Origin of the sequence: Moheibacter lacus (genome assembly GCF_014042165.1) — a bacterium.
Classification (GTDB): domain Bacteria; phylum Bacteroidota; class Bacteroidia; order Flavobacteriales; family Weeksellaceae; genus Moheibacter; species Moheibacter lacus.
Genome location: NZ_JACDZE010000001.1, coordinates 1,493,796 through 1,517,351, shown reverse-complemented (window position 1 = coordinate 1,517,351; position 23,556 = coordinate 1,493,796). Strand labels below are relative to the sequence as shown.

General features: G+C 37.7%; 25 protein-coding genes. 12 read left to right on the top strand and 13 right to left on the bottom strand.

Going from position 1 to position 23,556, the window contains the following annotated elements; genetic code table 11:
• Nucleotides 1–2: 2 nt before the first annotated feature.
• The 7 genes from murD to mraZ are packed head-to-tail and all read right to left on the bottom strand — an operon-like array spanning nt 3 to nt 7,680.
• Nucleotides 3–1,337: a UDP-N-acetylmuramoyl-L-alanine--D-glutamate ligase gene (gene murD / locus HU137_RS07080; RefSeq protein WP_182043082.1), complete on the bottom strand. Its 1,335-nt coding sequence runs from the start codon at nt 1,335–1,337 to the stop codon at nt 3–5.
• A 1-nt stretch (nt 1,338) separates the two neighbouring features.
• Complete coding sequence (gene mraY / locus HU137_RS07075) at nt 1,339–2,565, bottom strand: phospho-N-acetylmuramoyl-pentapeptide-transferase (RefSeq protein ID WP_182043081.1); 1,227 nt, start codon at nt 2,563–2,565, stop codon at nt 1,339–1,341.
• A gap of 2 nt (nt 2,566–2,567) precedes the next feature.
• Nucleotides 2,568–4,028 (bottom strand): UDP-N-acetylmuramoyl-L-alanyl-D-glutamate--2,6-diaminopimelate ligase, encoded by a 1,461-nt coding sequence (locus tag HU137_RS07070; protein WP_182043080.1) that lies wholly within the window; start codon nt 4,026–4,028, stop codon nt 2,568–2,570.
• On the bottom strand, nt 4,025–5,992 hold the full coding sequence (locus HU137_RS07065) for a penicillin-binding protein (protein WP_182043079.1): 1,968 nt from the start codon (nt 5,990–5,992) through the stop codon (nt 4,025–4,027). The genes HU137_RS07070 and HU137_RS07065 overlap by 4 nt, the downstream gene beginning before the upstream one ends.
• Nucleotides 5,976–6,320, bottom strand: coding sequence for an FtsL-like putative cell division protein (locus HU137_RS07060; RefSeq protein WP_182043078.1), 345 nt, complete (start codon nt 6,318–6,320; stop codon nt 5,976–5,978). Before HU137_RS07060 ends, HU137_RS07065 begins: the two co-directional genes overlap by 17 nt.
• A gap of 3 nt (nt 6,321–6,323) precedes the next feature.
• Entirely contained in the window at nt 6,324–7,229 is a 906-nt protein-coding gene (gene rsmH / locus HU137_RS07055; RefSeq protein WP_394367599.1) for a 16S rRNA (cytosine(1402)-N(4))-methyltransferase RsmH, read from the bottom strand.
• Nucleotides 7,207–7,680 carry a division/cell wall cluster transcriptional repressor MraZ gene (gene mraZ / locus HU137_RS07050; protein ID WP_182043076.1) on the bottom strand — a complete coding sequence of 158 codons (474 nt, stop codon included), beginning with the start codon at nt 7,678–7,680 and terminating at the stop codon, nt 7,207–7,209. Before mraZ ends, rsmH begins: the two co-directional genes overlap by 23 nt.
• A 234-nt stretch (nt 7,681–7,914) precedes the next feature.
• Between mraZ and HU137_RS07045 the strand changes: the two genes are divergently transcribed.
• Together HU137_RS07045 and yihA are read left to right on the top strand one after the other, a co-directional pair.
• On the top strand, nt 7,915–8,691 hold the full coding sequence (locus HU137_RS07045) for an alpha/beta fold hydrolase (RefSeq protein ID WP_182043075.1): 777 nt from the start codon (nt 7,915–7,917) through the stop codon (nt 8,689–8,691).
• The gene (gene yihA / locus HU137_RS07040; protein WP_182043074.1) at nt 8,688–9,293 is read left to right on the top strand and encodes a ribosome biogenesis GTP-binding protein YihA/YsxC; all 606 of its coding nucleotides are present in this window, start codon (nt 8,688–8,690) and stop codon (nt 9,291–9,293) included. Before HU137_RS07045 ends, yihA begins: the two co-directional genes overlap by 4 nt.
• A 1-nt stretch (nt 9,294) precedes the next feature.
• Here the strand turns inward: yihA and aroQ are convergent, their stop codons facing one another.
• Nucleotides 9,295–9,714 (bottom strand): type II 3-dehydroquinate dehydratase, encoded by a 420-nt coding sequence (gene aroQ / locus HU137_RS07035; protein ID WP_182043073.1) that lies wholly within the window; start codon nt 9,712–9,714, stop codon nt 9,295–9,297.
• Nucleotides 9,715–9,830: 116 nt separating this feature from the next.
• Between aroQ and HU137_RS07030 the strand changes: the two genes are divergently transcribed.
• Entirely contained in the window at nt 9,831–10,331 is a 501-nt protein-coding gene (locus HU137_RS07030; RefSeq protein WP_182043072.1) for a hypothetical protein, read from the top strand.
• Nucleotides 10,332–10,581: 250 nt separating this feature from the next.
• On the opposite strand, the gene surE is transcribed toward HU137_RS07030, so the two are convergent.
• The gene (gene surE, locus HU137_RS07025) at nt 10,582–11,364 is read right to left on the bottom strand and encodes a 5'/3'-nucleotidase SurE (RefSeq protein ID WP_182043071.1); all 783 of its coding nucleotides are present in this window, start codon (nt 11,362–11,364) and stop codon (nt 10,582–10,584) included.
• 100 nt (nt 11,365–11,464) lie between these two features.
• Here surE and HU137_RS07020 point away from each other — a divergent pair, with 100 nt between their 5' ends.
• From HU137_RS07020 to HU137_RS07010, 3 genes are all read left to right on the top strand, one after another.
• Nucleotides 11,465–13,525, top strand: coding sequence for a carboxy terminal-processing peptidase (locus HU137_RS07020; protein ID WP_246361488.1), 2,061 nt, complete (start codon nt 11,465–11,467; stop codon nt 13,523–13,525).
• A 6-nt stretch (nt 13,526–13,531) separates the two neighbouring features.
• On the top strand, nt 13,532–14,641 hold the full coding sequence (locus tag HU137_RS07015; protein ID WP_182043069.1) for an ABC transporter permease: 1,110 nt from the start codon (nt 13,532–13,534) through the stop codon (nt 14,639–14,641).
• 161 nt (nt 14,642–14,802) lie between these two features.
• On the top strand, nt 14,803–15,507 hold the full coding sequence (locus HU137_RS07010) for a hypothetical protein (RefSeq protein ID WP_182043068.1): 705 nt from the start codon (nt 14,803–14,805) through the stop codon (nt 15,505–15,507).
• Nucleotides 15,508–15,552: 45 nt separating this feature from the next.
• Here the strand turns inward: HU137_RS07010 and HU137_RS07005 are convergent, their stop codons facing one another.
• The 4 genes from HU137_RS07005 to HU137_RS06990 all read right to left on the bottom strand — a co-directional run bounded on the left by HU137_RS07005 (nt 15,553) and on the right by HU137_RS06990 (nt 17,612).
• Nucleotides 15,553–15,729, bottom strand: coding sequence for a CPXCG motif-containing cysteine-rich protein (locus tag HU137_RS07005; RefSeq protein WP_182043067.1), 177 nt, complete (start codon nt 15,727–15,729; stop codon nt 15,553–15,555).
• Between the two features lie 29 nt (nt 15,730–15,758).
• Complete coding sequence (locus tag HU137_RS07000; protein WP_182043066.1) at nt 15,759–16,160, bottom strand: hypothetical protein; 402 nt, start codon at nt 16,158–16,160, stop codon at nt 15,759–15,761.
• An 11-nt stretch (nt 16,161–16,171) separates the two neighbouring features.
• Nucleotides 16,172–16,825, bottom strand: a complete 654-nt coding sequence (locus HU137_RS06995) for a CoA transferase subunit B (protein WP_182043065.1) — start codon at nt 16,823–16,825, stop codon at nt 16,172–16,174.
• A gap of 85 nt (nt 16,826–16,910) precedes the next feature.
• Nucleotides 16,911–17,612, bottom strand: coding sequence for a CoA transferase subunit A (locus tag HU137_RS06990; protein ID WP_182043064.1), 702 nt, complete (start codon nt 17,610–17,612; stop codon nt 16,911–16,913).
• A gap of 82 nt (nt 17,613–17,694) precedes the next feature.
• Between HU137_RS06990 and HU137_RS06985 the strand changes: the two genes are divergently transcribed.
• The 6 genes from HU137_RS06985 to mrdA all read left to right on the top strand — a co-directional run bounded on the left by HU137_RS06985 (nt 17,695) and on the right by mrdA (nt 23,555).
• Entirely contained in the window at nt 17,695–18,336 is a 642-nt protein-coding gene (locus HU137_RS06985; protein ID WP_182043063.1) for an O-methyltransferase, read from the top strand.
• A complete protein-coding gene (locus tag HU137_RS06980) occupies nt 18,333–19,094 on the top strand; it encodes a C40 family peptidase (protein WP_182043062.1) in 762 nt (253 codons plus the stop codon). Before HU137_RS06985 ends, HU137_RS06980 begins: the two co-directional genes overlap by 4 nt.
• Nucleotides 19,095–19,257: 163 nt before the next feature.
• Complete coding sequence (locus HU137_RS06975; protein WP_182043061.1) at nt 19,258–20,283, top strand: rod shape-determining protein; 1,026 nt, start codon at nt 19,258–19,260, stop codon at nt 20,281–20,283.
• Nucleotides 20,284–20,291: 8 nt separating this feature from the next.
• Entirely contained in the window at nt 20,292–21,146 is an 855-nt protein-coding gene (gene mreC / locus HU137_RS06970; protein WP_182043060.1) for a rod shape-determining protein MreC, read from the top strand.
• Complete coding sequence (locus HU137_RS06965) at nt 21,133–21,648, top strand: rod shape-determining protein MreD (RefSeq protein WP_182043059.1); 516 nt, start codon at nt 21,133–21,135, stop codon at nt 21,646–21,648. The genes mreC and HU137_RS06965 overlap by 14 nt, the downstream gene beginning before the upstream one ends.
• Nucleotides 21,645–23,555, top strand: a complete 1,911-nt coding sequence (mrdA, locus tag HU137_RS06960; protein ID WP_182043058.1) for a penicillin-binding protein 2 — start codon at nt 21,645–21,647, stop codon at nt 23,553–23,555. The genes HU137_RS06965 and mrdA overlap by 4 nt, the downstream gene beginning before the upstream one ends.
• Nucleotide 23,556: the final 1 nt, after the last annotated feature.

The window sequence follows — 23,556 nt, the reverse complement described above, 5'->3', positions numbered from 1 at the left end:
GATTATAGATTTTTTACTTCTTTTTTAAATTGATCTCCACGATCTTCATAATTTTTGAACAAATCAAAACTGGCACAAGCCGGAGACAACAAAACTGCATCACCTTTTCCACCGTACATATAAGCAGATCGAACTGCATCTTGCATGGATTTGGTTTCGATCATATTGTCCACCAAGCCATCAAATGCTGCCAAAATCTTTGAGTTATCCAACCCCAAACAAACAATGGCTTTTACTTTCTTTTTCACCAAAGGAATTAATTCTGCATAATCATTTCCTTTATCGGTTCCGCCTACGATCCAGACCGTGGGCGCATTCATACTCTCAAGCGCATAGTAGGTAGCATTGACGTTTGTTGCTTTTGAATCATTGATGAATTCGATTCCACCAATTTTTAAAACTGATTCCAAACGGTGCTCTACTGCCTTAAAGTCAAACAAACTTCTTTTGATCGTTTCTTTTCTGATTTTTAAAATATTGGCTGCTGTCGCTGCTGCCATCGTATTGGAAACATTATGTCTTCCTCTCAATGCAAATTCTGAGGCGTTTAATTCCAAACGATCCGGAAAATTTACTACTACATTTTCTCCCTCCTGAAAGGTTCCGTCATTTAATTCTTTGTTCATAGAATATGGTACTTTTTGTGCTTCTGTGTTGATTTCTTTTAATAATTCTGTTATGTTGTCGTCATCAAAATTGTATACGAAATAATCTTCATGTGATTGGTTTTCCGTTATTTTAAATTTTGACTGTGCATATAATTCTAATTTGTAATCGTATTGATCCAAATGGTCTGGTGTGATGTTCAATAAAATTGCGATATAAGGTTTGAATGAAACCACATCGTCCAACTGAAAACTACTGATTTCCAATACATAAAAATCGTATTCATCATTCACCACTAGTTCTGCAAAACTCTTCCCGATATTTCCACCCATTCCTACATTCAGTCCTGCTTCGGTCAAAATATGATGAATCAGCGATGTCGTGGTCGTCTTTCCATTACTTCCGGTTACGGCAATGATTTTTGCCAAAGTATACCGCGATGCGAATTCGATCTCAGAAACAACAGGAATTTGTTTTTCTTTTAATTTCTGAATCAATTCTGACTTTTTTGGAATCCCCGGACTTTTTATCACCAGATCAGCATTGAATATTTTAGAATCGGTATGTTTTTCTTCTTCGAATTCAATTCCGTTATCCATCAATTTCGTTCGGTATTCTTCTTTCAACTTTCCTCTGTCCGAAAGAAACACCCGAAATCCTTCTTTTTTTCCTAATAATGCAGCTCCTACACCACTTTCTCCTCCTCCTAATATGACCAACTTCTCTTGCATCTTATCTCATTTTTAAGGTGATGATGGTTACTACTGCCAAAATAAATCCGACGATCAACATTCTATTCACGATTTTACTCTCGTGAAAACCTTCTTTCTGAAAATGATGGTGAAGTGGCGACATCAGGAAAATCCTGCGTCCTTCTCCAAATTTCCTTTTGGTATATTTGAAATAAGAAACCTGTAACATCACCGACAAACTCTCTGCAAAGAAAATCCCACAAAGCACCGGTAACATAAGTTCTTTACGGATGATGATGGCAATTACAGCGATCAGTCCACCGATGGTCAAACTGCCCGTATCGCCCATGAAAACTTGAGCCGGATAAGTATTGTACCAGAGAAATCCAATCAATCCTCCGATAAATGCCGTACAGAAAATCACCACTTCTTCTGTTCGTGGAATAAATACGATATTGAGATAATCTGAAAAAATGATATTCCCCGAAACAAAGGCAAACAACGCCAATGCCGCCACAATGATAACAGAAGATCCTGCCGCCAAGCCATCAATTCCATCGGTTAAATTCGCTCCGTTTGAAACTGCAGTGATGATGAAAATTACAGCAATTAGAAAAACGATCCATTCGTATTTTAATTTTCCGGATTCGTCCATCCAAAAAAGCAATTGACCATAATTGAATTCATTGTTTTTCAAAAATGGAACCGTCGTGTCCAGACTTTTTTCTTCATCACTAAATTTGACGATATTTTGACCCATAACTTGTGCCTGCTCTACCGGAACTTGGTGTTTAACCGTTACATCCGGACTGAAGTAAATCATGGTTCCTACAAATAATCCCAACCCCAATTGACCTAAAACTTTAAACTTCCCGGCCAATCCTTTTTTGTTTTTTCGAAATACTTTGATGTAATCATCTAGAAATCCGATGGCCCCCAACCAAAGTGTTGAAACCAACAAAATGATGATGTAAATATTTTCCAATTTTGCAAACAACAAAGTAGGAATGATCGTTGCCAAAATGATGATGATTCCACCCATCGTAGGTGTTCCTGATTTCTCTTTTTGACCTTCCAATCCTAAATCGCGAACCGTTTCACCCAATTGTTCACGACGCAAATAATTGATGATTTTCTTCCCAAAAAACAATGCGATCAACAAAGCCGTCAAAACCGCCATTCCAGCTCGGAATGAAGTATACTGAAACATCCCCGATCCCGGTATGTTAAATTGTTTGTCCAAAAAGTCAAATAAATAGTACAACATAGTTATTTATTGAGTTGATTGCTTAATTCTTTCGTGATTTCCATATCATCAAAATGATGTTTTACTCCTTGGATTTCCTGATAGGTTTCATGGCCTTTTCCGGCGATCAAAAGGATATCGTTTTTCTCCGCCAACTTCAAAGCCGTTTTGATGGCTTCTTTGCGATCGGTTATTTTGAGTGTTTTTTTGAAATTTTGTGGTTCAACTCCTGCTTCCATTTCTGTTAAAATGATTTCAGGATCTTCCGTTCTTGGATTGTCAGAGGTGAAAATTGCCAAATCTGATTCTGCCGATGCAATTCTTGCCATTTCCGGTCGTTTGGTTTTATCGCGATCACCGCCGCAACCGACAACCGTTATTAACTTTTCGTTTCTGGTACGGATATTTTGAATGGTGTTCAATACATTTTCCAAAGCGTCTGGTGTATGTGCATAATCCACGATGATTACAATTCCGCTTTCTGTTATAAAAGATTGGAACCGTCCGTCTACATTTTTCAAAGTGCTGAGTTGTGTCAAAATTTCTTCTTGCTCAAATCCCAATAATCTTGCAATGGAATAAACCGCCAATAAATTGTAAGCATTAAATTGTCCGATCAAAGGCGTCCAGAATTCTTTCCCATCCAATAAAAGCAACATTCCTTCAAATTGATTTTCGAGAATTTTGGCTTTGAAATCGGCGTCGGTTTTTAATGCGTACGAATATCTTTTTGCAGCCGAATTTTGCAACATCACGATTCCGTTTTTATCGTCGATATTGGTCAATGCATCAGCTGACTTTGGCAAATGATCGAAGAATTGCTTTTTTGCTTTGATGTATTGGGCAAAGGTTTTATGGTAATCCAAATGATCATGCGAAATATTGGAAAAAACACCCATTTGGAAATGCAAACCAGCAATTCTATTTTGATGAATGCCATGCGAGCTCACTTCCATCACTGCAAATTCGCAACCTGCACTTACAGCTTCACTGAAAATTTTGTTCAAAGTCAAAATATCAGGCGTCGTATGGGAAGAAGGAATTTCTTTTCCATGGATTAAAATTCGGATGGTCGAAACCAAAATCGTCGGATAACCTAAAGCCTCCAACAAATTATAAGTCAATGTTGCCGTTGTGGTCTTTCCATTAGTACCTGTAATGCCGATGAGCTTTAATTTCTGCGTTGGATTTCCATATAAATTCGAAGCGATGAAACCAAGTGCGATCGCGGAATTCTCAACCAAAATATACGCTATATTTGGATTCAAATCAGCCGGAATTCTTTCACAAACGACTGCTACAGCGCCTAATTCAATTGCTTTTTGGATAAAATCATGACCATCCACTTGTGTTCCGCTTTGTGCAACAAAAAGAGAATCGGATTCAATTTTTCTCGAATCAAATTGCACAGCCGAAATCTCCAAATCAGTGGAACCTATGGTTTCAATTATTTTAACGCCATGTAATAAATCCTTTAATTTCATCCTTCCAAAACCAAATAAATTGTTTCTCCTTTTCTAAATTTCACACCAGCTGGCAAAGACTGATTGACCACCTTTCCTATTCCGGTATACCTTACTTCCAAACCTAAATTCTCCAAAGCCGGAATTACAGATTCGCCACTTTTCCCGATTACATTTGGTATTTTTTGACTTTCAAAATTTGCTTTGAATGCAGGCGTGCTATTTAAAATTTTCTCAACATTGACCAATTTTGGGAGTTCCGGCGTTTCTTTTGGCGTACGTGAATACACCCAATCCGCAATTTTTTTAAAAACAGGCGCAGTTACTGTTCCGCCATAATAGCCTTTGTTATTGGTCGGTTTATGAACAATTACGACACAAGTATATTTGGGTTTATCGGCCGGAAAAAATCCTGCAAATGAAGCCCGATAGCGCATTTTTTGGTCTTTGATCCAGTATTCGACACGAGCCGTTCCGGTTTTACCTGCGATTTCGTAATGTTCAGTAAATATATTTTTGGCAGTTCCTTCAGCTACCGCTTTTCTCAACATTTCAGTTACAGCTTTTATATTTTCTTCAGAGGACATGCGTTTCACCAAAACTTTTGGTTTGTATTCGATTACTTGTCCATCGCTTTTCTCAATTTTATCTATGAACAATGGCTTTAACAACTTTCCACCATTGGCAATCCCATTGTAAAAAGTCAAAATTTGGAGAGGCGTCAATTTAAATCCATAACCATAGGACATGACAGGAAGTGTAATATTGCTCCAGTTGGGGTCAGTTGGCTTGTGGAATTGAGGCGTGGCTTCACCTTGAATATCGATCCCCAATGGTTTCGTTAAATTCCATTTTTCCAATTGATCAAAATATTCTTGCGGATCACTTCCATATCCGGCATTGATCAATTTAGCCGTTCCGATGTTTGAAGATTTTACTAAAATCTTTTCAACATCAATAGTCCCATAACCATGTGTGTCTCTGATGGTTCTATTGTACAATCGATAGGATCCATTACCGGTATTTACAGTGGTTTCAGGTGTGAATTTTTCATTTTCTAACCCTGCCAATATCGAAACCGTTTTAAAAGTTGAGCCAGGCTCTGAACCTTCTCCCACCACATAGTTGTAAACATCCGAATAAACCGAATCTGTAATTCTTTTCAAATTAACGATTGCCCTAATCTTCCCGGTTTCCACTTCCATCACAGCTACGCAACCATATTCCGCTTGAAATTCAATCAATTGCTCTTGCAATGCTGCATAAGCCGCAATCTGCATTCCAGCATCTATAGTGGTATAAACATTTGAACCATTTACCGGTTCTTGTTCCCAAGACTTAAATGGCTTCCATTGTCCACGCCCCATAAACTGTTCCCATCGCTTACCTTCTCTTCCTGCTAATTCATGCGAATAAGCACCTTCCAAACCTGTTTTTCCGCGACTATCATCGTACCCTATCGTCCTTGCCCCGACATCTTCCAACACCAATTCCCTTTTGGGTTTGGTTTCATGGATAAATCCGCCTTTGTTTTGTCCTTCTCTAAAAATTGGAAATGATTTGATCCGTAAATAATCTTGATAATCCAACCCTTTTATCAAGGTCATGTATCTATTTTTCTTTTTTCTTTCTGCTCTTAATTTTTGTTCGAAATAAGCTGCCGGCTTTTGAAACATACGAGAAAGTGAATCTGATAACACCCCAACTTCTGCTTCAAATAATTCGTCTTTGACTACAGTTAAATCTAAATAAATATTGTGAATGGTAACAGTTGTTGCCAGCAAATCTCCATCTGAAGCATAGAGATTTCCTCTTTCAGCTGATTCTGTAGACAATCGAAAGTTTTGCTGTGCGAAATCATCTAGCTTTTGACCTTCCGCAATTTGAATTTTCACCATGGAATACAAAACCCCAATGGCAATCAGCAAAAGCCCGAAGCCAACCACATAACCTCTAACCAATAAATTTTTACGGTTCTTGATCATACACTTTTTTAATTAGCACATACGGCTGTTCATCTGTTAACTTTATACCGATGGCTTCCGATTTTTTCATTATCTCAGGCTCCAACTGCATTTTCATAAGCAATCGATGCGCATCTGTAAACTGCGCTTTAAGATTGGAAACATCTTCATCCAACTTATTGATTTTCACTACTTTTTTATCAACCCAATGTGAACTGGAAATACTGATGAATGCCAAAAAAACCAGGTACATCACAAATCGCCAATTCTGCAAAGAACCGTCGTCAACCAAAAATTTCCCTTTTAAGATATCCTTAAAATTGATGTTACTTTTTTTGTTTTTAGCCATCGGTTAATTTTTTATTGCGACACGCATTTTAGCACTACGCGCTCTTGGATTTTCTTCGATTTCATTACCATCAGGAATGATCACTTTGGATTGCACTACTTTAAAAGGTGCTTCCCAATTTCCATAAATATCACGCTCCGGTTCGCCTTCAAAAAGTCCCGTTTTCATATAGCGTTTCACTAGCCTATCCTCGAGTGAATGGTAAGAAATCATCACCAATTTCCCTCCAGGCTCAATTATTTCTCCACACTGAATCAAAAGCTCTCGAAGAGCCGCCATTTCATCATTCACCTCAATCCTGAGGGACTGAAAAAGCTGTGCAAGTATTTTATTCTCTTTGTTTTTGGGGATATAATGAAATATTTGTTTCAATTGTCCGATGGTGCGAATTGGATTCAATTTTCTTTCAGAAACTATTTCACGCGCCATCCTTCTGGCTGATTTTAATTCTCCGTAATAAAAAAACACATCAGCCAATTTTTCCTCTTCGTAAGAATTGAGAATTTTAGCCGCAGTCAATTTTTGATTTTGATTCATCCGCATATCCAAATCTCCATCAAAGCGGATGGAAAACCCGCGCTCAGCAGTATCGAATTGATGAGAAGACACACCCAAATCCGCCAAAACTCCGGACACTTTCTTTATTCCTAAATAACGAAGGTTGTTTTTCAGAAATCGGAAATTTTGTTTGACCAACTCAAAACGATCATCTTGAATGGCATTATCCCAAGCATCCTCATCTTGATCAAAAGCAATCAATTTCCCACGCTCATCCAAACGACTCAAAATCTCTTTTGAATGCCCACCACCTCCAAAGGTACAATCCACATAAACTCCGGAAGAGCTCTCCACGAGTGCATCTATACTTTCCATCAACAAAACCGGCTTATGATACTCCATCTTCCTCATTTTTCACATTACCCATCACTTCTTCCGCCAAAGACGCAAAGTCCAATTCTTCAATATCCACCACCTTTTCATAACTGTCTTTATCCCAAATCTCCAACACCATCGCATTGGGAGACAAGACCACTTCCTTATCTATTCCGGCATAAGAAATCAAATCTTTGGCGATTTGAATTCTTCCATTTCCATCTACTTCCACTACTTTTAATCCTGCCGTAAAAAGCCGGACAAAATCATTGTTCTTCTTTACAAATCGATTCAATTTATTGACATCCTCCATCACTTTATTCCACTCACCCATCGGATGCAATTCCAAACATTTTTGAAACACAGAACGCTTCAACACAAACCCATCTTCCAATACCCCAGCCAGTTGTTTTTTCAAACCGGAAGGAAGCGGAAGACGACCTTTTGCGTCAACTTTGCATTCATGTGTCCCTATCAATGGCTTCAAATTGAAATTTTTATCAAAAGTATAAAACTTTTTACCATTATTTACCACTAAATACCACTTTGTTGAAAACTTTTACCACCTCAAAGCCAATCCGCCATAAAAAATAAATGCAGAAGTATAGAGTGGAAAATCAATTGGTTAATCTTTTTGTTTTGGAGGTTTAGTCAGGTGAAAAATTAATTTTTTAGAATTTTATTTAGAATTATGTACTTTTGTTTCAAACACAAAAGTGGAATGCTTTTAAAACTTAAGAAGTCAAAAAAATTCTCCTATATAGAAGAGGGCGAGGGAACGCCCATCGTTTTGCTGCATGGATTGATGGGAGAATTGAGTAATTTCGGGTCACTAATGCAATTTTTTTCCAAACAAGGTTATAAGATTTTTGCTCCGGAATTGCCTATTTACAGTTACCCATTATTGAACACAAACGTTTCCAGTATCGCGAAATTTGTCGCCAGATTTATTAAGGAAATCGTTCAAGAGCCGGCTATTTTAGTAGGAAATTCACTTGGAGGTCATCTAGGATTGGTTGTCACACACAAACATCCTGAATTGGTAAAAGGATTGTGTTTAACGGGAAGTTCCGGTTTATATGAAAAATCATTTGGTGAAACTTTCCCAAAACGTGGAAACTATGATTACGTCCTTAAAAAAACACAAGAAGTTTTTTACGACCCTGCGGTAGCAACAAAAGAAATCGTGGATGATGTATTTGAAACGGTAAACGATCGCAAAAAAGCCATTAAAACTTTATACATCGCAAGAAGCGCCATCAAACACAATATGAAAAATGACCTCAAAGACATTTTCACTCCTGTTTGTTTAATTTGGGGGAAACAAGACAATGTTACACCTCCAGAAGTTGCGGTAGAATTTAATGAAGGACTACCCAATGCTAGTCTATATTGGATAGACAAATGTGGGCATGCTCCGATGATGGAACATCCTGAATTATTCAATGAATTATTGGAAAAATGGTTAATTGAGAAACAACTTGCTCCGGTTAAATGAATTTAAATCCTGAATTTATAAAAAGCGCCCCCAAATGGTCAGATTGCCCGGAGCCGAATAAACCCGAATACGCATTTATCGGTCGTTCAAACGTCGGCAAATCTTCGTTGATCAATATGTTGGCGCAACGCAAAGATTTAGCAAAAACATCAGGAACACCTGGAAAAACCCAGCTTCTCAATATTTTTTCGATGGATGAAAGTTGGTATTTAACTGACCTTCCAGGCTATGGTTACGCAAAAGTCTCGAAAGTCAAAAGAGGTCAATTTGAAAAAATGATTACCAATTATCTGACCCAACGCCCCAATTTGATCAATACCTTCGTACTCATCGATTGTAGAATTCCACCTCAAAAAATTGATTTAGAATTCATGGAATGGTTAGGTGAAAACCAAATCCCTTTTTCCATGGTATTTACAAAAATCGATAAAATCAGCAGTACAGCATTGCAAAAAGCATTGTTGAATTACAGAAAAGAAATGCTAAAAACCTGGGAATCTATGCCTCAAATTTTTACGACTTCTGCATCTGGAAGAATCGGTCGCATGGAACTACTGAATTACATCACGCACTTAAACGAAGAATTAAAAGGTAAATTCTGATTTATTGAAGTAAATCTTCCACCGCCAATTTATAACCTTCTAAACCTTTTCCGGAAATAATTCTTTTACAATTGTCACCGGTAACAGAAACTTTCCTGAAATCTTCCCGTGCATTAATATCAGAAATATGCACCTCAACAACCGGAACAGAAATCGCTTTTATCGCATCAGCTATCGCATAAGAATAATGCGTATAAGCACCCGGATTGAGTACAATTCCATCATAAACAAACCCGACTTCATGTAATTTATCGATCAAATCTCCTTCATGATTGGATTGAAAATAATGGAGAGAAACATTTGGGAAATCTTTGCGCAAACGATTGTAATAATCTTCAAAAGAAGTAGAACCATAAATTTCCGGTTCTCTTTTTCCTAGTAAATTTAAGTTCGGACCATTGATGATTTGAATCTGAATCATTCGGATTAAAGTTTAGTTTTTAAAGGTAGAAAAAATAAAATTCTTTCCGGTTTAATTTCATACTGAAAATAAATTGGCACTGAAATTGTTTTCTATAATATCCAAAATCTTAAATTATGAAAAATTCAAAATCACTTTTAATCGCATTACTTTCGACAGGATCTATCGTATTTTTTTCTTGTGAACCTAAAGAAAAAACAGTTGAAAATGAAATCATCATCACGGACAGCACCGCAAATGACTCTGTTGTCATCGAAAGCTATTCGTCAGAAGAACTAAACACAGCTGAAGCCAATTGGAAAGAGGCGGAGGAAAATTTAAAAAGAGCCATAGAAAGCGGCGACAAAGCAGCTGAAGCCGCAGCCCAAAAAACAAGAGATGATGCAAAAAAAGCTTGGGAAAATATAAAAGAAAAGTCCAATCAAACTGCTGATGCTGTCGAGAAAGGCGCAAATGACGCCTTTGAAGGCGCTAAAAATGTCGCAAATGATGTCGGCGACGCTACAAAAGAAGCTTATCAAGACACCAAAGAAGGCGTAAAAAAAGCCTCAAGCGAAGTGAAAGAAGGATTCGAAAAAGCAGGCGACGAAATCAAAAAAATCGGAGAGAAAGAATAAAAAAAAACATTAAGATTTAAGGTGGATTCGATCTAAACCAAAACTTTTATATATCTACAATTCAATGTGTTAAGATATTTTAAGAAATTAACAAGTTGATTTAAGAATAGAAGACTTTTTGATTCAACTTTTTTCTAAATCAAATTCATGTTTAATTTTAATGAATTTATTTTGCGGAAATTAGATCAATCCCTTAAAACGAATTGACCTTAAAAAAGAGCCACTTGGCTCTTTTTTTATTGGTAGCTAATTAAAAATCCCACCGATTCAAATCAGAAATAAAATGGTGGGCAGTCATGTCATATTGGATTGGAACAACTGACAGATATCCTTCTTCTAATGCAGATTCGTCTGTGTCTTTGCCTTTGTCCAAATTTTTAAACTCGCCGGTCATCCAATAATAAGTTCTACCTCTTGGATCCTTTCTTTCCACATAGTCCTCCACCCAGACTGCTTTTGCTTGTCGGCAAACTTTGATTCCTTTCAGCTTTTCCTCCGGAAGTTTTGGGATATTCACGTTCAGCACCATTCCTTTTGGCATTTGGTTTTTGATGGATTCTCTGACGATTTTTTGAATGAACTTTTTGGCTGCTAAAAAATCGGCACTATAAGAAAAATCACATAAAGAGAATCCGATCGCAGGAATGCCTTCTATTCCGGCTTCTACCGCCGCAGACATCGTCCCCGAATAAATCACATTGATCGAAGAATTGGAACCATGGTTGATTCCGGAAACACATAAATCCGGTTTTCGAGGTAAAATTTTGGTAATCGCCAATTTCACACAATCGACCGGTGTTCCGGAACAAGCCCATTCCCTCTCGGACTGTTCGCCATCGTCGATTTTCATTTTCTCGCAGAATAATGTGGAATTGATGGTAATGGCATGTCCCATTCCACTTTGCGGACTATCGGGCGCTATTACATAGACTTCGCCAATTTCATTCATCATTTTGATCAACGCCCGAACTCCCGGCGCAGTAATCCCATCATCATTTGTGACTAGAATTAATGGTTTTTGCTCAGATTTCATTTATATTTGAAAGTTTATTTGTCAAATGTAGGCAATCTATTTTTTGGCTTTATATTTGATTCTAAATTTAATCATTACCTAACAAGGATTCTATATGCTGATGAGAAAAACTTTTGTGCTGTTGTCATTTCTTTCTATGTGTTTTTTGGCTTTTTGCTTTTGTACTCCCGGAGGCTCTGCAACAGATGATTCGAAGATAAAAACCATTTTGAAAAATGTCCGTAACACGCTGACCTATATGCATTATCGTCCGCAGATTATAAACGACAATTTTTCAGAAGATGTTTTCAATATGTATTTTGAAAAAATCGATGGCAACAAACGCTATTTGTTACAGTCCGATTATGATGAATTCAAAAAAGACTATCATCATCTCGATGATTATTTTAACAACCAAGATTTAAAATTTTTCCACGCCACAATCGATACGCTTTTCAAAAGATTTGCTGAAACAAAGGTTTATTCGGAAGAAATTTTAAAAAAACCTTTTGATTTCTCAAAAGATGAAGATTTCTTAATTGGAGACGAAGTCATTCAATACGCTAAAAACAAAGAAGAATCCAAAGAGTTGTGGCGAAAATTTCTAAAATACAATACGCTGACTGAATTAATCAGACTTCAAGAAGACTCTACCAATGTCGATAAATCATTTGTAGAACTAGAAAAAGAAGCAAGAGAAGTTGTTGCGGACAATATTTCTGATTTCTTCAGAAGACAATTGCAATTAAAAAAAGAACGGTATCTGACCCATTATGTCAATTCATTTACGGAGAAATATGACCCACATACCAGTTATTTTTCACCTGATGATAAAGATGAATTTGACGTTTCCATTTCGGGACAATTAGAAGGAATCGGCGCTCGTCTCCAAGACAAAAAAGGTCATGCCACTATCATGGAATTGGTGATTGGTGGACCTGCATGGAAAGACGGTCAATTAGAAGTTGGTGATCAAATTACCCATGTAAAACAAAAAGGCGAAGATCCGGTTAACATCGTAGGCATGCTGTTGGACGAGGCGATCAAACACATCCGCGGTAAAAAAGGTTCAGAAGTTACTTTGACCGTAAAAAAGAAAGATGGTTCCATCAAAGACATCAAATTGATCCGTGATGTAATCGAACAAGATGAAGTTTTTGCCAGAAGTGCGATCATAGAAGATGGTGGCGAAAAATATGGGATCATTTATTTACCTGAATTTTACACCAATTTTAATGACCGAAATGGACGCGATCCTTCAGAAGACATCACAAAAGAAATCATTGAATTGAAAAAAGAAAACATCAAAGGATTGGTTTTCGATTTAAGATTCAATGGTGGTGGATCTCTAGAAGAAGTAGTCGAAATCGCAGGTTTATTTATTCCGAAAGGCCCGATCGTTCAAGTCCGTAGAAGCGATGGTCAGATGAGCATACATGAAGACAAAGATCCTTCTGTATTATACGACGGTCCTCTTGTGATCATGGTCAACGAACTTTCCGCTTCTGCCTCTGAAATCCTCGCTGCTGCCATGCAGGACTACCAACGCGCAGTAATCGTTGGAAGTAACAAAACTTTTGGAAAAGGAACGGTTCAAACCTTTATTCCACTAGATCAACGCACCTATAATCCGGACGAATACGGTTCTTTAAAGCTGACCATTCAGAAATTTTATAGAGTGAACGGAGGTTCAACCCAACTTAGAGGTGTAACACCTGATGTAGTAATGAGTGATTTCTTGATGTATTCGGATATCAGCGAATCTAATTCTCACGATGCTCTTCCTTGGGACCAAATCAAAGCGATCAATTTCACTCCTTGGGCCTCAACTTTTAATATGGAAATGGTAAAATCAAAAAGCGCTGAACGCCTTAAAAATAATTCCTATTTGAAATTAATTGATGACGCAGCTCGACATTACCAAGAATTGGAAAAAATTGACCGAATTTCATTGAATTTAGAGCAATACAAAGCCGTTCGTGAGAATCGTGAAAAACAAGCCAAAAAATTTGACTCCATAGACGTTTACAAATCCCGTCTTAAAGTGAGTTCACCAGCCTTCGAACTACCTAAATTTAAACAAGATACAGTCTTACAAGAACGAAGAAAAAATTGGCATAAAAACCTATCAGATGATTTCTATTTAGAAGAATCTGTCAATATTTTGAAAGACATTTCATAAAAATTAATGACCCAATCTGCCGAATCATTTAACAAAGCCGCTATCCGAAAGATTAAAAAAAATCTATTGGGTGTGGCTTCGTTTCTTTTAATTTGTTTGGCAGCATTCATCACCATTTTCGCCTATTTTTTTTCAGGTGACAAAGTCAAAAATGCCAATCAACAAAATGTAATCATTGCGCATCAACCCATGGGGTTTAAACAATTGTTGCTGGAAATCCCATTGGACAATTACACAAAGACCAATTCTATTTCAGATTTCTTTTTTGGAAAAGATATAGAAACCGAGCAAGTTGCAATTGACTCCTATAAAATTGAAGCCGATTCCGTTTCCTACATCCCTTATTTGGGACAAGGTTTAACAGGAGAATTGACTAAGATTTCTTTGAAAGAATGGACCGACAAAGGCATTCCCAAATCGGAGGTCGAAAATGATTTTATCTATAAAAAGAAATTCATTTTCGGAACCGATGCCTATGGTCGTGATTTTTATTCGCGGTTGGTCATAGGAACACGGATTTCTTTTTTGATTGGGTTTATCGCGGTTTTCATTTCTCTTTTTGTCGGAATTCCCATTGGCGCCATCGGCGGATATTATCGTGGGAAAGTTGACGATTTCATTATGTGGCTCATCAATGTCGTTTGGTCAATTCCCACTTTGCTTTTGGTCATCGCGATTACTTTGGCCATCGGAAAAGGATTTTGGCAGATTTTTATTGCAGTTGGTTTAACAATGTGGGTAGAAGTCGCACGTGTGGTTCGTGGACAATTCATCAGCTACCGCGAACGTGAATTTGTAGAAGCCGCTCGTGCTTTGGGTTTTTCTGATTTAAGAATTATTTTCAAAGAAATTTTACCGAATATTCTCGCACCTGTCATTGTGATTTCTGCTGCGAATTTTGCAGCGGCGATTTTAGTAGAAAGCGGATTGAGTTTTTTGGGAATCGGAGCACAGCCACCAACGCCTTCTTGGGGAAATCTCATTAAAGAAAATTATTCGCACATTATCATCGGCGAAGCGCATTTGGCATTATTTCCCGGAATCGCAATTATGCTTTTGGTTTTGGCTTTTAATGTTTTTGGAAATGTGTTGCGCGATGCTTTTGATGTAAAATAGGGTTTTTCCTATTTCCCCTCTATTGATTTTTTTTTTGGGGAAATTACCCTTATATTTACCCTACCTATCTATCCTATAATCTTAACAATCATCTGTTAGGACTCTCTGCCCATTTCTTTGAGCCTATTATAATAATTATGCTAATTACTAATTTTTATAATATGAAAAATCTATTCTCTCTTACTCTAGGATTATCTATTATGACATTCTCAACCGCACAGGTTGGAATTGGGACTGATGATCCACAAGCTACTTTGGACATTAATGGAAATTTAAAAGTTCGCGCAACCTCTCAAGCAACTTCTTTAACTCCAGATCAATCGATTTTATTGATTGACAAATCCGCAACAGGTGACAACGAAGTTCTCGCCATCAATCCAGCCATTTTATTTACTGGCAATTCATCTGCATACTCTGCGAGTAAAGATGGTGGGTGGTCACTTCTAAATCTCGGAATCACAGGCTCCAATTGGTATAAAATCAATTTGACCGGAGCAGATGATACCCGAATTGGAGATGAAGATTTGTTTGTAGAAGGAGTTTTTACCGCGCAAGAATCTGGTATTTATGTAGTAAATTATGAAGTTCAACTAGAAGGTGGAGTTGATTTAAGTGTTTTAGGAAACAAAAGATTAGGGTTGATTAAAAATGGAACGGAAATATGGGAAGAAAAATTATTTGACGCCGTAAGAGTTGAGTTAATTGTACCATTATTGGCAGTTCCGGTCACCTCAACCTCTATGTCATCACTCGTTGAATTAAACGCCGGCGAAACACTGACATTTGCAGTAGAAACCGGAGGAGTTAACCTTAGCCTTTTAACCGATAACCAAGTAAGTTTGGAAATTTACCGCCTCCCTAATTGACAACATTTTAACATCAAAAGACCTCGTAACCCGAGGTCTTTTAATTTATAATTCATTCACCTCAAATCCGACAATTTCTCCTTCCTCAGAATTCACTGTAATTTCCAACGGATTACAACAAACTTCACAATCTTCCACATATTTCTGATACGGAACCGAAGTATCGACCAACATCGAAATCCTTTCCCAACAATGCGGACAAGTAAAAAAATGCTCAAACATTATTAATTCTAAATTTTGAATGTTGAATTCTAATTTTCATCTTCAATTCTGATGAATTTACCTGAATATACTTGACCTTTTAAGCTAATAGAATATAAAACAAAATCATATATTCCTTTTTCTGATCGAAGAATTTTATAACCGAGAGATTGTTCATTCAACATTTTATCTAATTCTGTAAAATCATCTTCCTCTAAATCTGTATTTTCTAATTTAAAAAAGCAATAATTTTTAACTATTTTAAAAACTTGTAAGCTGTCTTGATGGGAAATAAATTCATCTCCTCTAATTTCCATTAAATATTCATTATAATGAGGAAATTCTTTATTTGGTAAGACCTTATATTTTCCGTCAGGAAGAAAAATACATTCCTGAGCTATTAAAGAATTAGTACCAAACAATAAAAAGATTAATATTAAAGGAATTTTCATTTTCAAATTAATCAAAAAACCATCTCCGGAATTTCTCCTTCCACTACCAAATCGGCTTCCGTCGCATTTTGAATCTGCTCTACCGAAACGCCCGGTGCTTTTTCCAATAATCTGAATTTTCCATCTTCAACCGACATCACACATAAATCGGTCACGACTTTTGTTACACAATTTACGCCTGTCAAGGGAAGTGTACATTTTTTGAGAATTTTAGATTCGCCTACTTTATTGGTATGCATCATCGCCACGATGATATTTTCTGCTGAAGCCACCAAATCCATCGCGCCACCCATTCCTTTCACCATTTTTCCCGGAATTTTCCAGTTGGCAATGTCACCGTTTTGATCAACTTCCATCGCACCGAGAACGGTTAAATCCACGTGTTTTCCACGTATCATCCCAAAACTCATCGCCGAATCAAAAAAGGAAGCGCCTGCCATCGTCGTGATGGTTTGTTTTCCGGCATTGATGATGTCGGCATCTTCTTCGCCTTCAAACGGAAACGGTCCCATACCGAGAACGCCATTTTCACTTTGGAATTCGACTTCGATTCCATCGGGAATGTAATTCGCCACCAAAGTCGGAATCCCGATCCCGAGGTTCACGAAATATTTATCTTTTAATTCTTTTGCGATGCGTTGTGCTATTTGCTCTTTTGTTAACATATTTTTTATTGTTGGATGTTGGATGATGGGGGCTGGATGTTTTGAAATCATCCATCTTCCTGCTTCCATCTTCCATCAAAATTAATTAGCTTCTATGTCTTACTGTCCTTTGCTCAATCCGTTTCTCGTATTTTTCTCCTTGGAAAATCCTTTGGACAAAAATTCCGGGAATGTGGATTTGATTGGGATCCAATTCGCCTGCCGGAACCAATTCTTCTACTTCTGCAACCGTAATTTTCCCGGCACCTGCCATCGGCGCATTGAAATTTCGTGCTGTTCCTTTGAAAATCAAATTTCCGGCTTCATCGCCTTTCCAAGCTTTCACAAAAGAAAAATCAGCATTAAAAGCGTGTTCCAACACATACATTTTTCCCTCAAACTCACGGGTTTCTTTTCCTTCCGCTACTTCCGTCCCAAATCCAGCCGGTGTCCAAACTGCCGGAAATCCGTGTTGTGCAGCGCGGCATTTCTCGGCCAAAGTTCCTTGCGGCGTCAATTCAACTTCCATTTCGCCGCTGAGCATTTGGCGTTCAAATTCTGCGTTTTCGCCAACATAAGACGAAACCATTTTTTTGATTTGTTTTTTTTGCAACAATAACCCTAAACCGAAATCATCCACTCCGGCATTATTGGAAATACAAGTAATGTCTTTTATGTTCAAACGAACGAGCTCTGCGATGATATTTTCTGGAATTCCGCAAAGCCCGAATCCACCGAGCATAAAGGTCATACCGTCTTTAACACCTTCGAGTGCAACTTGAACGTTTGCTACTTTTTTATTGATCATTTGTCGTTTGTTTTGATTGCGGATAAAAATACAAAATATTGAATCTAAAAATGTATTTTTGTAGGAATTAAAAGGATTTTGGATGGAATTTCTATCAAATGAACTCGAAAATTATCTGAATCAAAACACGACTCCGGTTTCGGATTTACTAAATCGTTTAGAGAAAGAAACTTTTCAAAAAACTACCCAACCCCAAATGCTTTCCGGCGCTTATCAAGGTCGAATGTTGAGTTTGATTTCGAAAATGATTCGCCCAAACCGAATTTTGGAAATTGGTACTTTTACAGGTTATGCAACACTTTGTTTGGCGGAAGGATTACAAAAAACAGGAAAAATCATCACCATTGACCGAAATGAAGAATTGATGTATCTTCCCAAAAAATATTTTGCCGAATCTGAATTTGCGGAGCAAATCGAAATCCAAATCGGAAATGCGCTGGATGTTTTGGACGAATTAGATGAAAGTTTTGATTTGGTTTTTATCGACGCCGACAAATCGAATTACATCAATTATTTCAACAAAGTAATTGAAAAAATGAATTCCGGTGGTGTGATTTTGGCGGACAATGTTTTATGGTACGGAAAAGTGCTGGAAGAATCAAAACCCAAAGACAAAGACACCATCGTTTTAAAAGAATTCAATGATTTAGTTGCAAATGACGATCGGGTAGAAACCATCATTTTGCCGATCCGTGATGGAATTAGTTTAATTAGAAAAAAATGAAATTTGCGATTTGTCAAGTAAGTGTTGCGCCTTTGCGGGCTGAAAGTTCTGATCAATCTGAGATGGTCAGCCAAATTTTATTTGGAGAAAAAGTTAACATCCTCGAATCCAAAAAAAATTGGGTCAAAATAAAAGCCGAATTTGATGGTTATGAAGGTTGGGCAGATAGCAAACAGTTTCTGGAGATTTCGGAAGAAGAATTCAATTCGATTCGAATTGAAAAATACGCATCAGAAAGTTTCAATTTGGCAGTAGAAAAAGACAATCCAGTAACGCTTCCGATGGCGGTTTCTCTTCCAAATCTTGAAAATGGAAAAATCAAGTTTGGGAGTTTGGAAATGGAATATTTAGGAGAATTTTTTAGTGGGAAATTAGAGAAATCGACCATCCCAGATTTGGCTTTACTGTTTTTAAACACGCCATATTTGTGGGGTGGTAAATCGGTTTTCGGTATCGATTGTTCCGGACTTGTGCAGCAAGTGTATAAGTTTTCTGGGATTAAATTACCAAGAGATGCTTATCAACAAGCTGAAATAGGCCATGCACTTAGCTTTGTGGAAGAAGCTGAACCAGGAGATTTGGCATTTTTTGACAATCCGGAAGGAAAAATCATCCATGTCGGGATCATTTTGGAAGAAAACAAAATCATCCATGCGCATGGAAAAGTGAGGATTGACCCTATGGATTCTACCGGAATTTTCAATACAGACTCCCAAATGTACTCTCATAAACTTCGTGTGATCAAGCAAATTTTATGAATCTGAAAATCAAATTATTAGTCTTTTTTTATTTCTTCATTTTCCAAACTGTTGACAAATCGTAAATTTTTCAGAAAAAAGACAATTTTTCCTTTCTTTATCTCGTTATAAATTATCTATTTTTGTAAGCACTTACCAAACGAATAAAAGTTTTAGATTTTAGATGAAGTTATTTAATTTTTTCACGCAAGAGGTAGCTATCGATTTAGGTACTGCCAACACACTTATCATACACAACAACAAGGTAGTTATAGACAGTCCGTCCATAGTGGCGATAGACAGACGAACCAATAAAGTAATCGCCGTTGGGGAAAAAGCCAAGCATATGCAAGGGAAGACCCATGACGATATCAAAACCATACGCCCGTTAAAAGACGGTGTAATTGCGGATTTTGAGGCCTCTGAATTTATGATTCGTGAATTCATCAAACAAATCCCGGGGATTCGTGGTAAGTTTTTCTCTCCTTCATTGCGTATCGTGATTTGTATTCCTTCCGGAATTACAGAAGTTGAAAAGCGTGCGGTGAAAGATTCGGCGGCGCATGTAAATGCAAAAGATGTCCGACTGATTTATGAGCCGATGGCTGCAGCAATAGGAGTTGGAATCGATGTCCAATTACCAAAAGGAAACATGATCATCGACATAGGAGGAGGAACTTCAGAAATTGCAGTGATCGCATTGGGAGGAATTGTTTGTGACAAATCCGTTAAAATTGCAGGGGATGTTTTTACCAATGATATCGCTTATTATTTACGAAGTCATCATAATCTTTATATAGGTGAACGAACTGCAGAGCGTGTGAAAATCGAAGTTGGAGCAGCCATAGAAGATTTGGAGCATGAGCCAGAAGACATGGCGGTTCAAGGACGTGATTTGATCACTGGAAAACCAAAAGAAATCACGGTAAATTATAAAGAAATTGCCAGAGCTTTGGATAAATCCATTTTACGCATCGAAGACGCTGTTATGGAAACTTTATCCCAAACTCCACCTGAATTGGCAGCCGATATTTACAATACCGGAATTTATATGGCAGGTGGTGGATCTATGCTCCGCGGATTGGATCAAAGGATTTCAAAAAAGACCGGTTTGCCAGTTTTTCTAGCAGATGACCCTTTAAGAGCGGTAGTACGCGGAACGGGAATTGCGCTGAAAAACATCGACAAGTTCACTTTCTTAATGAAATAATTTAGCCTATGCAATTCATCCTTAACCCCATCATCAAGAATGGATTGTTACTATTTTACGTCTTGCTATCCTTGTTGGCATTTTTGTTCACATTTCGACAAAAAGTTTACCATAAATCAGTAATGGATAAAGCAAGTACGCAATTTAGCGGCTATGTAGACCAACGAATTTCCGGCGCTACGCAATTCATCCATTTAAAAGATGACAACAAAGAATTGCAAAATGAAAATGCCGATTTGCGTAGAGAATTGGAATTATTAAAAGGAGAAATTTCCGAATCCAAACTCAAAAGCAGCCCAATCAACAATGCCGCTTTTCATCAAACCTATCGATTTGTCCCTGTGCAGATCATCAATAATTCTGTGATGAAAAAATACAATATGCTGACCATCAACAAAGGAGCTCGGCATGGGATTGAAAAAGGCATGGGTGTCATTTCAGGAAATGGTGTCATCGGTTATGTGTATAATACTTCCAACAATTATGCACGTGTGATGTCCCTTTTAAATCCAAATGCCAAAACTACTGTACAGCTCAAAAAGAATCAATATTTCGGAATGCTATCTTGGGACGGAAAAGATCCTCGATTTGCCAAATTACAAGAAATCCCAAAATACATCGAGGTTGCAAAAGGTGATACCATCGAGACCGATGGGAAATCGGGTGTAATTCCCGGTGGAATCATGATCGGGACAGTATTCAGTTCAAAAATAGACGAAGTGACGGGAGAATTGGATATTCGCATAAAATTAAAAGAAAATTTTGCCAGGCTACGATATGCGCAAGTAGTAGTCAATTTGGAAAAACAAGAAATCATAGAAGTAGAAAAAACAGACAGTATAACACAAAATGCTAACCCTTAGACTATTAGGAAATATTATACTCATTATTATTTTGGTTTTATTGCAAAGCTTTCTTTTCAGTAAACTCAATTTTAATCAAATTGCAACACCTTACATCTATGTCCTTTTCATTTTATTGTACCCGGCCAATCAAAATCGATATTTATTTCTAATTCTTTGTTTTTTATTGGGTTGGGGAGTAGATATATTTGAAGACACGGGCGGCATCCATGCTTTTGCCTGTTTGACCATCGGATTTCTTAGCAAATACATCATACGTATGGTTTCGGGTACCAAATTTTTTGAATTGGAAGAATTTCGCTATTCCGATTTTAGTGTTGGCCAATGGATCATCTATACTTTTTTGATGGTTTTCATCCACCATTTTCTGCTCTTTTTTGTAGAAAGTCTGTCCTTCGCCAACTTTGGCGGTATCATGATCCGAACGATTTCCAGTGTAGGATTTACCCTCTTATTTGCATATTTCTATTTAATTTTGTTTAGAAAGAGGGCGGAAAGATGAAAAAGATTTATGTAATCTCAGCTATTGTTTTGATGATTATTGGTTTGTTTGTTTGGCGGTTGTATTACCTTCAACTCTCTACAGACCGATACAAACTCAACGCCATCAATACCTCGATCAAACAAGAAATCATTTTTCCCAACCGAGGAGATATTCTCGATCGAAACGGCGTACTTCTCGTAAGTAATGCCTATAATTATGAAGTAGATGTCACACCGGCTTTAATTACTGAAGAATTTGACACAGCTGCTTTTTGTGAAATGGCGGGAATAAACGTGAAAGATTTTCATAAGCGAATGATTCAAATCAAAAATGAAAAACACTACCGAGGTCTTTCCCCTTATCCATTGATCAAAAATATTTCGCGAGAGAATTATGCCCGAATTCAAGAGCAACTCTACCTCTACCCTTCTATGTCCATCGTAAAAAGACCGGAACGAAAATACATGGTCAATACCGCCGGAAACATATTAGGATACATCAACGAAGCAAACGAAGCCTACATAAAAAAAGATTCTATTTATTATAAACCGGGAGATTTGGTCGGGATTTCGGGAGTTGAAAAATCTTATGAAAAGGAATTACGTGGTGTAAAAGGGGTGAAAAATTATGTTGCAGACCGATTGATGAAATCAGTGGGCCCTTATAAAGATGGCGAATACGACCAAGCTGCAAAAAGTGGCAACACCATCACCCTGACCATCGACTACGAATTACAATCTTACGCCGAAAAATTATTACAAAATAAAAGAGGTGCCATCGTTGCACTCGACCCCAAAACAGGTGAAATTTTGGCCATGGCTACTGCGCCAACCGTTGACCCCAATTTATACTTGAAATCCGATTCCCGAAATGCGATTTTACGTGATACGATTTCCATGCCCAACTATGACCGCGCAACACAAGGAACTTATCCGCCGGGATCTACTTTTAAAATGATCACCGCACTTGCTGCAATGCAAATGGGCGTAGTTGATGCAGACTCTACGGGTTATGTCTGCAAACATGGTTTTCGGTATGGCCGTATGCGGATAGGCTGTCACTGTGGCCAATATTACCGCCCACTTCATCTAAGACTTGCCATCGCTAAATCCTGTAACAATTATTTCTCCGAAGCCTACCGCGACATCGTCCAGAAATATCCGTCTGATTATGCCAAAGGAATGAACGAATGGAAAGAAATCATGAGCAGTTTCGGTTTGGGGGTTTATTTGAACAATGATTTGGCAGTGGGAAGTTCAGGATTAATTCCCTCCGGAAAATTTTACAACAATCGATTTGGAGAAGGAAAATGGACACCCTACCAAATGATTTTTAACGGAATGGGGCAAGGAGACATCACGACAACTCCCCTCCAAATGGCCAATTTTACTGCCATTATCGCCAACCGAGGTTCTTTTTACACTCCGCATATCGTCAAAGAAATCGATGGAAAACCCCAATCGGATAAACGTTTTACCGAAATGAAAAAAACTCTGGTGGATGCCCGGTATTTTACTCCGGTTTTGGAAGGAATGGAAATGGTTTTCACCAACGGAACCGCCCGATCCTTTCGTTCCAAAGATTTCACACAAGCCGGTAAAACAGGAACCGCCCAAAATCCGCATGGACAAGACCATTCGTTGTTTACATTGATCGCACCGGTGGAAGATCCAAAAATTGTGGTAGCCGTGATCGTTGAAAACGGATATTGGGGAGCGCGTTGGGCAGGCCCTATGGCAACACTGGTTGCTGAAAAATATATTACGGATACCATCAAACGGACCTATTTGGAAACGAGGATGGTAAATGGAAGTTTGGAAGGCGAATACAGAAAACAGTTCATCGCTTATATGAAACGTAAAGGTTGGTATGTAGAACCTGAGAAACCGGATAGTACCAAATTGGAAAAAAATAAAAAAGAATAAA